Source organism: Pseudomonas sp. E141, assembly GCF_052659885.1.
Genome location: NZ_CP084024.1, coordinates 2,132,868 through 2,146,050 on the forward strand (window position 1 = coordinate 2,132,868; position 13,183 = coordinate 2,146,050).

A 13,183-nucleotide genomic window follows, 5' to 3' on the forward strand; every position below is an offset into this window, starting at 1 on the left:
GCAACACGAAGTATGAATCAGCAACGACGTAAGTCGTTGCTGATTTTTTGCGTATCAACCGTACAACACAGCCACATGAAATTTTCATGACATCCGTTCGGTCCCGAGCGGCTGTAACCGCCTAACCCCTATAACCAACGCTGGCAGCTTGATAGCACTGCGTTGTGCCCCTTAGAGCAAACCGAAAGGATGAGTAGGATGCTGCGCAGCAAACCCCAGACGAACCTGAATGCTCCACGTCGCGATGGCGAGTTGTCGATGTTGCGGCTCAAGCCGCTGGCCCAGGCCATTGCCCTGCTGATGGTTGCCGGCAATGCCCACGCGGCGACGGCGTTCAGTTCGGCCTGGTTTGCCGCCAAGGGCGCGTCTCAGGCCGGTGGCGCGGGGCGGCCCGCGACGGCGCAGCCAGGCATGCCGCCACCCTTAGCGCAACAGCAACGGGCCAATGCGCAGTTGCAGCGTTCGTTGACCAACCTCAACAATACTGTGGCCGCCATCGCGGCCCAGCAGGCGGCCCAGGCCGCGGGGCGGCAAGCCGCGTTCGGGCAGGTGCAGACCGTGCCCGACGGTTTGGGCGAGGGCGGGCTCAAGGTCGATAACAGCCTGACCCAGGGCTGGCTCAACGCCAAGGGACCGCAGCAGACCCAGGCCGGTGGCAAGACCACGGTGAAGATCGAGCAGACCGCCGACAAGGCGATTCTCAACTGGGAAACCTTCAACGTCGGCCGCAACACCACGGTGGATTTCCAGCAGCAGTCGGACTGGGCCGTGCTCAACCGGGTCAACGATCCCCAGGCGCGACCGAGCCAGATCCAGGGCCAGATCAAGGGCAATGGCACGGTTATGCTGGTCAACCGCAACGGCATCATTTTCAGCGGCAGCAGCCAGGTCAACGTGCGTAACCTGGCGGCGGTGGCGGCCAACATCAGCGATGAGCAATTCGACAAGCGCGGCTTGTACGTCGATGCCACTGGCACCCAGCCGACCTTCACTGACGCCGCCGGCAAGATCGAAGTGCAGCGCGGTGCGCGGATCGAGACCCACCGCGCCGCCACCTCCACCGCCGGGGGCGGCTATGCCTTGCTGCTGGGTAGCGAAGTGGAGAACGCCGGTTCCATCATCACCGCCAAGGGCCAGACCACCCTGGCAGCGGGCGACAGTTTTTATATTCGCCGGGGTCAGGGCACCAGCGGCAACCCGCGTTCCACCACCCGTGGCAACGAGGTCGCGACGTCCCTCAAGCCGGGCAGCAGCGCCGGCACGGTGATCAACAGCGGCCTGATCCAGGCCAGCACCGGCGACATCACCCTTACCGGGCACAATGTGCAGCAGAACGGCGTGGCCGTGGCCAGCAGTTCGGTGGACACCCGCGGCACCGTGCACCTGCTCAACGCCTTCAGCGACAGCACCGGCAGCGTCACCCTGGGACAGGGCAGTGCCACGGCGGTGCTGCTTGACGCCGCGGGCGGCAGCGCCCTGGACAGCCAGCGCGATGCCGGACCCGCCGGCCTGGACGGTACGCCGAACAACCTGATCACCGGTCGGTTCAACAACCTCAGCAGTGTGGTCGACCGCACCGACCAGTCGCGGGTCGAGATCGTCAGTGGCGGCAGCGTCGACTTCCAGAACGGCTCCATCACCCTGGCCACCGGCGGTCAGGTCGCGGTCAGCGCCGCCGGTCGCAGTCTGGTGCGCGATGGTGCGGTGATCGACGTGTCCGGCGCCATCGGCGTCAAGGTGGCAATGGAATCCAATTCCATCAAGGTCAACGTGCAGGGCAACGAACAGCGTGACGCACCGGTCAACCGCGGGGGCGGCAAGCTGACCAACAACGATGTCTGGGTGGACGTGCGTGATTTGATCTACGTGCCGGCGGGCACCAACGGTTATGCCACTGATCGCTGGTACACGGCGGGTGGGCTGTTGGAAGTCGGCGGTTATTTGGGGACCCGAGGCCACAGCGCCGGTGAATGGGCTGCTCAAGGTGGCACCCTGACGTTCACCGGCAACGACGTGGTGACTCAGCAGACGGCGCAACTGAACCTGTCTGGCGGCACCCTGGATGTGCAGAGCGGCTACTTGCGCCAGTCCTGGCTCAAGGGCCCCAATGGGCGTTTGTATGACTTGTCCAAGGCGCCGGGGGACATCCTCTACACCGGGATTTACAAGGGCTACGAAGACCACAGCCAGCGTTGGGGCCAGACTGATTACTACTACAACCCGTTGATCGCCCCGCGCGAGCGCTTCGAAGCCGGCTACACCGTTGGCCGCGATGCCGGCAAGCTGGTGGTGTCGACCCGCAACGCGGTGCTGGAAGGCCAGATCGTTGGTGAGGTCTACCAGGGCGAACGCCAGACCCAGGCCCCCAATCTCAATCTCGACGGCTACCAGCAATCGCAAAACGCCGTGGCCCGACGGGCGCAATTGTGGGTGGGCAGCTACACGCCGATCTATGACAAGACCAGCGGTGTGATCAACAGCGCCTTGAACCCCACGCTTGATCAGGTCACCGTCGGCAAGGTGACCGAGAAAATTGCTGCGGGGCTGGACCTGACCTCGGTGGTTGGCACTGATCGGCAAGGCAAGCTGGTGCTGGATAACGAACTGATCAATGGGTTCCAGCTCGGTGCGGTCAAGGTGGCGGCGCTTGACGGCATCAAGGTCGATGGTGCGCTCAAGATGGCCGACGGCGGCGACATCACGCTTTATGCGCCGAAGGTGGAAGTGAACGCCAACCTGACGGCCCGCAGCGGTCGCATTGCCTTGGGTAACGTGCTTAAACAGATCAGAACCGATAATTTCCAGATGGGCGATGTCGTGCTTTCGCCTGCCACCGGTCAGCGTGCCGAGGTCACATTGGGCGAGGGCGTGACGTTGAACGCCGCTGGCCGCTGGAGCAATCTGTTGCTTGACGGCAACGACCGTCAGAACCTGCCGTTTATCAACGGCGGTGCCGTGGTCGTGCGCAGCGACAATATCGATGTACGCCAGGGCAGCCTGATCGACGTCAGCTCCGGCGCCGCGGTCATGGCCGATGGCAAGACCCGCGGCGCTAAGGGCGGGGACCTGACCCTGACGGCGGCTATCAATACGTCGTCAAGCAGCGGTGACTTGAACCTGGACGGTGAACTGCGCGGCACCGGGGTGAGCGGTGGCGGGACCTTGAAGCTGGCGGCCAATAAAGTGCTGATCGGCAACAGCAGCGCGCCCCTCGAGCCCGGCACCCTGCAACTGGGCGGCGATTTCTTCGACAAGGGCTTCTCGGCCTATGACATCACCGGCAACGAAGGCCTGACGGTGGCCGACGGGACCCGGGTCGATGTGACGATGCCGGTGTACCGTTTCGGCGAGCAGGCGTTGAGTACGGGCAGTGGCGCAGAGCCGGCGGACGCTTTGCAGCGCTGGACGCCGCAGCTGTACCAGGAAGATGCGATCAAAGGCGTCCTCACCCAGCGTCGCGGCGCGAGCCTGAGCCTCACTGCCGGTACCGCGAACTCCAGCGCCGCCGACATGGCGAGCACGGTGTTGAATCTGGGCAAGGGTAGCGTGATCAGCGTCGATCCGGGGCAGGGCATCGATGTGCGCAGCATTGGTCAACTGACTGCCAACGGCACCCTTAATGCGTGGGGTGGGCGGGTCAGTCTCACCGAGTTGAGCGTCACTGGTGCGGACGGCGAAGGGGTCAATGCCCAGGGCCACGGTCGTTCCATTTGGCTCGGCGAACAGGCGCTGATCGACGTCTCCAGTCGCGCCGTGACTGCCCAGGATATGCGCGGCCAGACCTACGGCCTGGTGCGCGACGGCGGCCAGATTGTCATCGGCGGCCAGATCGATGCCGCGAAAGGTTCTGCTTCCGCATCCGAACTGTTTGTGGTGGTGCGTGACGGCGCACGTCTGCAAGCGGATGGCAGCCAGGCGGTGCTGGATATCCCCGGCCAGGGACGCACGTCGGTGGCGAGTAATGGAGGCAGTATTTCCCTGGCATCGGCCAATGGTTTGTACCTGGACGGCGACTTCAGCGCTCGTTCGGGTGGCGCAGGGGCGGCAGGCGGCAGTTTGTCAGTAGCCCTGGAAACGCCCTATTACCGCAACGATGCGGTCAGTGATCGGGTCTTGCAAGTGCGTGAGCTGGTGCTGGGGCAAAACGCCCAGGCGACCCTACTGGGCGACTCAGCCGAAACCTCGGCGGATTCACTGGTCTACGGTCACGGTCGCTTAGGCGTGGATCAGGTGCAGTCGGGCGGCTTCCACAGCCTTGCCTTGTTGAGCAATGGCCTGTTGAGCGCCGATGGCGACGTGTCACTGTCTCTCGGCCAAAGCCTGAGTCTGTATGCCCGCAGCTTTGGGCCGAGTGCAAATGCGCCAGCCAATACCCGGGTCCAACTCAATGCCTCCCATGTGCTGCTGTCCGGGCCTGCGGCCGCGCGACCGAATATGGACGGGTATACTCGGCCCGCAGTCGAGGGCGGCGGTGTGTCGCTGTTGGCAAACAAGACAGTGTTTTCCGTTAACGCAGACCTGCTGGATGTACAGGGCAGTGTGATATTTAGCGGCAAAGGCACGCTGAGGCAGGCCGACGGTACTACCGTCGAGCTGGAGCGCGCCGGTTTCGACCGGGTCCAGCTAAGCAGTCGGGGTGATTTACGATTCCTGGCCGGGTTCTCTGGCGGCGGTATGCCTGAAGGCTTCACTACCCAATTGCTGACCCCTTCGGACATGATCTTGCAAGCGGCGCAGTTGTATCCCGCGACCGGGGTCGGCGCACGGATATTGGCAGGATATGGCTGGGGCACTGAACCCGGTAGCGGCATGATTCTCTATGATCCGGCGCGTAGCCTGGTCATCGGACGCACCACACAGGTAGCACCTCAAGTGCCTTATTCGGTGTTCGGTCGCTTGCAACTGGGTAGCGCCAAGATCGAACAAGGTGGTGTTGTCCGTGCACCTTTGGGGTTGCTTGAAATCGGTACAAACAACAGCTTGGCGGGTGTATCGGCTCGAGTAGACTTGTTGCCGGGCAGCCTGACCTCGGTCAGCGGCCTGGGGTTGGTGCTGCCTTATGGTGGCACTGTCGATGGGCAGAGCTATCAGTACGCTGGAAAGAAGGTTGTGTTGCTAGGGCAAGGAGCGGTGCCCTCCAACAACGGCGACCTCAACATCGGCGTGATTCTCGGCGGCAAGTCTGTGGAGGGCCAGGAAGGCTCGGTGCTCGACCTTTCGGGTGGCGGTGAATTGCTCGGCGCTGGTTTCATCTCCGGCCGCGGCGGTTCCACCGATGCGCGTTTCAACCCGCTGGTACAAATCGGCGCCAATGGCGGTTTCACCTTGCCGGGCCTGTCCAGCAACCCGGTCTACGCCATCGTGCCGGGCAATCAGAGCCAATACGCGCCGGTCGCCGCCGAAGGTGGCGCGGTCGATCCGAGGGTAGGTCAGCAGATCACCATCGGTGCCGGTGTGCCCGGGCTGGTTGCCGGCACCTACACCCTGATGCCATCCACCTACGCCTTGTTGCCGGGGGCGTTCCGAGTCGAGGTCAATGGCTTGGCGGGGCAAGGTGTCACAACGGGCGCGCAACAGATGCGCAACGGTTCCTGGACCACTGCCGGCGTGCTGTCGGTGGCCAATACCGGGCAGCGCAACAGTTTGTCCAGCCAAGTCATCCTGACCTCGGGCGATGTGCTGCGTCGCTACTCGCAATACAACGAAACCAGCTACGCCCAGTTCGCCGTGGCCGACGCCGCGCGTTTGGGCGTTCCCAGGGCTTTGTTGCCGGTAGATGCCAAGACGTTGAAGTTGAACCTGGCCAAGGGCGCCGCAGATCAGGCCTTCTCTTTCAAGGGGATCGGCAAGTTCGCGCCTCAGACCGGGGGGTTCGGCGGCACCGTCGCGGTGGTTGCCAGCAATGGCACTGCGCTCGAAGTGGTTGCCGAAGGACGGGGGGCTACGGCTGGCTTCGAAGGTGTGACCCTCAATGCCGAAAGCCTCAATGCTCTAAATGCCTCACGTCAAGTGATCGGCGGCCAGTTTTCAGTGCTCTATGGCCAGGGCGGTAACTACATCACGCCGCAACGCGTGTCCCGCAGTGTCGCGCTGCGTGAAGGTGCGACCCTGTCGGCGCCTGAGGTATTCCTCCTGGCCGACGGCGGCGAGCTCTTGGTGGAACAAGGCGCCGCCATCAACACCATTGGACGGGGCAAGGCCGCTTATGATGCCCGTGATGGTTTTATCTATAACCTCAATGTGACGTTCCAAAACTACAGCTTGCTGGCCGCCTCCAATGGCTTGCTCAATGTATTGGCCCCTGTGTCAGGCACCAGCGGCACGGTCAACATTGGCGGATGTAGCCTGACGCCGTGCAGCGGCGTGACCCGGATCCACTCCGAAGGCAGCATCGTTGCTGCCTCCGGCAGCAGCCTGGAGTTGGGCGACCAGGTGCGTTACGGCACCCGTCACCTGACCCTGGCCCTGAGTAACATCAACGTCGGTACCGCCCAGGCCCTGAGCAACGCGGCGACGCGCCAGGTCCTGCCAGCCGGTCTGACCCTGAGCCAGACCGTGCTCGATCGCCTGTTGCGCGGGGACACCGAATACGGTGCTCCGGCCCTGGAAACCCTCGAACTGTCGGCCAGTCAGGCGCTGAATTTCTACGGCACCGTCAGCCTGGACACCTATGACCCGACAACAGGCAAGTCGCGCCTGAATAACCTGATGCTCAGCACCCCGGCCATTTATGGCGCCGGCAGCGTCAACGACGTGGCGACCATCCGCACCGCCAACCTGATCTGGAACGGCGCCGTTGGCGCGCCGGGTTCGGTGATTGCCGGTGGGGCCGGCACCGGTGCCGGTCGCCTGGACATCCAGGCTCAGCGCATCGAATTCGGCTATGGCGATTTCGCCCAACCGAGCTCGATCACTACCCTGGACCGTCTTGCACTGGGCTTCGCCAACGTCAACCTTAGCGCCAGCGAACGCCTGACCGCCAACCACAAAGGCAGCCTGGCGGTGTATCAACGCCAGGGCGCCTATGACGCGAAAACGGGCTACGCCTACAGCGGCGGCAACCTGAATATCCTCACCCCGTTGCTGACCGGTGAAGCCGGCTCGGTCAACCGCATCACCGCAGGCGGCGCGGTCAACGTAGCGGGTACAAGCGCTAAGCCGGGCACTGTCTCCGGGCTTGGGGGCGAGTTGTCCATCAAAGGCGCGAGCCTAAACCTTGCCAGCGCGGTGATGCTGCCCAGCGGCAAGCTGACCCTGAGCGCAACGGATGACCTGACCCTGGCCGATGGGGCACTGATCGACGTGGCGGGCCGCACCGTCACCTTCAACGATGTGACACGCTACAGCGCCGGAGGCGAGGTGATCCTGCAAAGCCGCAACGGCAACATCCGCCAGGCTGATGGTTCAAGCATCGACCTCTCGGCCCGCAACAACCAGGCCGGTCGGCTCAGTGCGGTGGCTCTGGACGAGGCGGCCGGGATCGTTGATTTGCAGGGGCGGATTCTCGGCAGCAGCACAGGCGAATATGACGCCGGTGGCACCGCCATGCCGTACCTGGCCGGCGGCGTGGAGATTCAGGCCCAGCGCCTGGGCGGCAGCGGCAACCTCAGTGAACAGTTCGCGGCGTTGAACCAACGGTTGAACGACGGGCAGGTATTCGGCTCTCGCAGCTTCCAGCTCAAGCAAGGCGACCTGGTGATCGGCAATGAACTCAAAGCCTCGTCCATTAGCGTTTCCTTGGACAATGGCAGCCTGTTGGTCAACGGTAAGGTGGACGCTAGTGGTGAGCGGGTCGGCAGCATCCGGCTCGCGGCCGGGCGTTCCCTGACCCTGGGCAGTAATGCGGTGCTTGACGCTCACGGTAACCGTCTTCGCGTGGACAGTCACGGCAAGATCATCGACTCACCGAACCGCGCCATCGTCGACCTGACTTCCCGCGCCGGTGTGCTGACGCTGGCCGACGGTGCTCGCATCGATTTGCGCCATGGCACTGCGGCGCCTGCCGGGCAGCACGACGGTCGTGTCCGTGGCACGTTGGAACTCAATGCACGCCGTGCCGGCTCGGATCCGACCCAGGGCGACATTGCCATTGATGCACGCGGTGGTCTGGATATCCAGGGCGCCCGGTCCATCGCGGTCAACGGTATGTGGCAGTACAACGATGCAACCTTTGGCAGCGATCCGGCGGCCAGCGGTCGTCCTTATCAGGTGATCGACCAGGCGTACCTGGATGGCAAAGATAGGGACAGCACTGCCTTCATCAAGGCGGCGCTGAACAACAGCGACCTGATGCAACGCAAGCTCGCCGGGCTCAATAACGCTCGTTATGCCGATGCCTTTCACCTGCGGCCCGGTGTGGAGATCGTCAGCGCCACCGCCGACGGTGATCTGGTGGTGCAGGGCGACTTGGACTTGTCCGGTTATCGCTACGCCAGTGTGAACCCGCACACGCAGAAAACCGACGTGTACGGTTCCGGCGAGGCCGGTGCGCTGACCCTGCGCGCCGGTGGCGACCTGAGCATCTACGGCAGCATCAACGACGGATTTGCTCCACCGCCCCCTATCCAAGACGACAAAGGCTGGGTGCTGCTGCCTGGCATCGACTTCACCGGTGGCGACATCGTTGTGCCCGGTGCCGGCGTGACCCTGGCCGACGGCACGGCGTTCCCGGCGGGAACCACCTTGAACTACGACTTGCCGATCAAGGGCGTGACCCTGGCGGCGGGTACTCGACTGCCAGTGGCCGCAGTCCTTGACCAACCGTTGCAACTGCCGGCCGGCATGGTGTTGGCAGCTGCGGTGCACGATGCGTCCGGCAACCTGTTGTTTGCCGCAGGTACCTTGCTGAGCCAGGCCCAGACCCTGCAGGCTGGCTCGCAGTTGGGTGCCGGCAGCGTGTTGAGCGGCGCCACCGCACTGCGTGGCTTCACCTGGCCCAAGGGCGTTGCGCTGCCGAACGTGGCAAACGCGGGCAATGCGCAGACCAATATCCTCAAGCTCGAAGGCAGCCTGGTCTTGAACCGCGGTTCGCTGCTTCCGTCCGGCACCGACGTGAAGTTACCGGATGGCGTCGAATCGGTGCAGTTGCGTCCAGAGATTGCGGGCAGCGATGGCCGCATGTGGGCCATCGCCCCCATGCTCGCCGAGGGTTCTCAATCCTGGTCGTTGAGATTGGTGGCCGGGGCCGACACGACGGCTGCGGACAGCCGGATCGTCCAGCCTGAACCGGTCCATGGCGACTTGCGTCTCGCCGACAGCCACTACGGCATGTTCGGTGTGCTCGTACCCGGAAAGGGCAGCCTCATATGGACCGAGGCGGGCGTAGAGGACATGTTGAACAACGGGATCACGGTCGAACTGGGCCAGCCTGTCGACGAAACCATCTTTCGCGATATTTTCGGTTACGAATCGGCCGAAGCTTTTTGTGCTGATTTTGGTGGCAATTGCACGCTCCAGGCTTCTTACAAATGGACCAAGTCAGCAGAGGAACAGCTGGCAAATTCAGGCTTCGAGGTCAAGGCCGGTGAGCTGATCAGCCAGGCCGCGGCGCAATTTTTCAAATTCGATTCAGTCCAGTCGTTTTGCGACGCAGTACCGGAAATTTGTACACCCGCTGACGGGGAATACAATCCGGTTGCCGGCAGTGTCCGTCCAAGTGTCCTCCGTACCGGCACCGGCGACCTGGAACTGCTGAGCGGTGGCAGCCTGCGCATGGATTCGTTGTTCGGGATCTATACCGCCGGCACCTCGTCGGCGCCGACGTTCCCAGGCGATCCCTACAACCAGCCCAAGGCCTTGGGCGGCAACGACACGGTGCTCAACGACGAGGATGGCAACAATGAAAGGCTGGTCGATGGCGGCACTGAAAGTCTCTATCGCGCCTGGTATCCGGACGCGGGCGGTAACCTGTTGCTTAAGGTCGGCGGTGACCTCAGTGGTAATCTGACCGCGCCTGTCAACTCTAACGGGCGACCGAACCCTACCGACATGGGCCAGGATTCGGCCACTGTGGGCAATTGGCTTTGGCGCCAGGGCAATGGTGATTCAGCGAACAGCCAGCCGACCGCTTGGTGGATCAACTTCGGTAGCTATACCGCGTCGACGGTGTCGGGTGGCGCTGATCAAATGGCCGCTTTCACCGGATTCGGGACCTTGGGCGGCGGTGATCTGGATGTACAGGTGAAGGGTGACGCGGGCGTGTTGAACCGACTCGCCGGTAGCGACTTCAATTCAAACATCAACGCTCGTAGCCAGGGGCTGCTGCTGGCGGTCGGCAGCACCGGACGTGTGGGCGCTGATGGCAGCCTGCAATTGACCGGCGGTGGCGATCTCAATTTGCGTGTGGGTGGGGCGTTGAATCCCGATAGCGTGTTCGCCGACGGGCATCTGAACGGTGCGGTCATCAACCTGCGAGGCCACGCGCAGATCGACAGCGGTGCCATCGGTCGAATCGACCTTCAATACGGCAACGCGGCCTCAGTACAGTCCCCTGGAGAAACGCGGGCCTACGACTCCTTCAAATCCACACGAGGGTTTGCGACCGGCGGCCTGACCCTCATGCCGGGCGATGCTACCTTCGATCTGACGACTTCAGGCGACCTTGTGGTGACGGAGGTCGCCGACCCGGGTCGGGCGCCGATGATGAGTGCCTCACGCTTCAAGGACGGTAACACCAATGGATCGGGCCTGAGTTGGTTCACGCTGTGGACGGCCAATACTGCGGTCGACTTGTGGTCGTCGGGAGGTAACCTGACGCCTTTTACCTTCAGTACCGCAACGGATCTGGCGGTCGTCTATCCGTCCATCCTGAGAGCTGTGGCAGCCAGTGGCAGTCTTTATTACGGGAAGTCCTCGCAACTGTATGACACAGGCTATAAAGGCGACAATCGTCCAGCCCTGTTGCTTGCTCCCGGCATCAACAGTGAGTTGCAATTCATGGCCGGTGATTCTATCTACGGTGGCGATATGTCGGTCAGCCGTTCCGGTGCTTCGTCTGCGGCCCTGGCCACGCCGCTGCGACCAGCCTTTGTCGGTATCGTCGATGGTTTCGTCATAAAGGCCAGCAATCTCTCAGCCGATGGCAACCCCGCTCGCCCTAGTGCGAACATATTGCCGCTGTTTGCCTTTGACACCAGCAGCGCTTCCAGCGAATGGGCCCTCAATGTCGACCCTGCTCGCTTCTATGCGCTTGAAGGTGACTTGCTGGCAGTCGCCACTGGACGGTCGATGACCTCAGCCTCCACAGGCAGATGGCCGGGGCGAATCGCATACGAAGGCGCCGGCCCTGTACGGATGATGGCTGGGCGGGACATTGTCAGCAGCGGGATACCGCTGGGCGGGTCTCTGAATGCGAACCCCAACGACCCCAACACGGGTAATTACACCAGCAACGGCAACCTCTTCATCCACAACAACCCCACCGACATCTCCATTGTCTCGGCCGGTCGCGACATCCTTTACAGTAACTTCAACGTCGCCGGCCCCGGCCTGCTGGAGATCACCGCCGGGCGCAATCTGCTGATGGACGACAAGGTCAGCATCAACAGTATCGGCGCTGTGGTGCCGGGGGATTCGCGCCCCGGCGCGAGCCTGGTGCTGCAAGCCGGCGCGGGCCTCAACGGGGCGGATTACGAACGCTTCGTCAAGGCGTACCTGGACCCGGCGAACCAGGCTTTGGCCGGTGTGCCCTTGGCAAATCAGGACGGTAAAGTTGCCAAGACCTACGAGGCGGAACTGGTGGACTGGCTGGAGAAACGCTTTGGCTTCAGCGGCGACACCGAGCAGGCCCGCAGCTACTTCGCGGCGCTACCGGCCGAGCAGCAGCGGGTGTTTGCCCGCGACGTGTACTTCGCCGAGCTCAAGGCCGGTGGTCGTGAGTACAACGAAGTGGGCGGCGTGCGCCAGGGCAGCTACCTGCGCGGGCGGGAGGCTATCGACTTGTTGTTCCCAAGCAAGGATGTGGCGGGTAACGCGATCACCTACAAGGGCGATATCACGATGTTCGGCGGGGCGGGGGTGCACACCGATTTTGGCGGCAGCATCCAGATGCTCACGCCGGGCGGCGGGCAGACGTTCGGCATCGAAGGCAACGCACCACCGTCCACCGCCGGGGTCATTACCCAGGGCGAGGGCGATATCCAGTTGTATGCGCAGAACAGCATTCTGCTAGGGCAGAGCCGGATCATGACCACCTTTGGCGGTTCGATTCTCGGCTGGTCGGCCCAGGGCGACATCAACGCCGGTCGCGGTTCGAAGACCACCGTGGTCTACACACCGCCCAAGCGCTTGTACGACACCTGGGGCAACGTGACCCTGTCGCCGTCGGTGCCGAGCACCGGCGCCGGTATCGCCACGCTCAACCCGATTGCCGAAGTGGCGCCGGGCGACATCGACCTGATCGCGCCATTGGGCACCATCGATGCGGGCGAGGCGGGGATCCGGGTGTCGGGCAACGTCAACATCGCGGCATTGACCGTGGTGAACGCGGCCAACATCCAGACCCAGGGCAAATCCTCCGGTGTGCCACTGGCGGCCACGGTTAACACCGGGGCCATCACCTCGGCCAGTTCGGCGGCGTCCTCGGCGACACAAGCGGCGGAAGACGTGGCGCGCCAGCAGCAGAACGCGGCGCGACAAAACCAGGCGTCGGTGTTCACCGTGCAGGTGGTGAGCTTCGGCTCCGAGCAACTGGCCCCGTCCCGCGACGGTGCCAGCCGCGACGCGCCACGGGCCTACGACCCGGCCAGCCCGGTGCAAGTGCTGGGCGCCGGCCCCCTGGATGAACAGACCCGGCAGCGCTTGACCGAGGAAGAGCGGGGGCGGTTGAGCTTGTAGCGATCGGCTGGCACCGAGTCGCCGGCATCGCGAGCAGGCTCGCTCCCACAGGGTTGCTGGACACCCAGTACCCGTGGCGAGGGAGCTTGCTCCCGCTGGGCTGCGCAGCAGCCCCAAGCCAATCACCGCGGTGTGTCAGATACTCCCCAGCAGCCTTTTTGGGGCCGCTGCGCAGCCCAGCGGAAGCAAGCTCCCTCGCCACGGGACCCGCGCTCAAGTTCCCATCGACGTCCATCCAAATGAAGCTTTCATGACAAAAGTTCGGTAGCACATCGCCATTCCCGTCAAGCCTGTGTGACGTGTTCGAGGGGACCTGCAAGGTCGTTTGGAACCGGGGCAGGCAGCCGGG

1 protein-coding gene is annotated in these 13,183 nt (G+C 63.3%); it reads left to right on the forward strand.

Annotated elements, in window-relative coordinates; all coding sequences use genetic code 11:
- Window positions 1–198 precede the first annotated feature (198 nt).
- Window positions 199–12,834 (forward strand): filamentous haemagglutinin family protein, encoded by a 12,636-nt coding sequence (locus GKKCFE_RS09705; protein ID WP_445577786.1) that lies wholly within the window; start codon window positions 199–201, stop codon window positions 12,832–12,834.
- The last annotated feature ends 349 nt before the right edge of the window (window positions 12,835–13,183 follow it).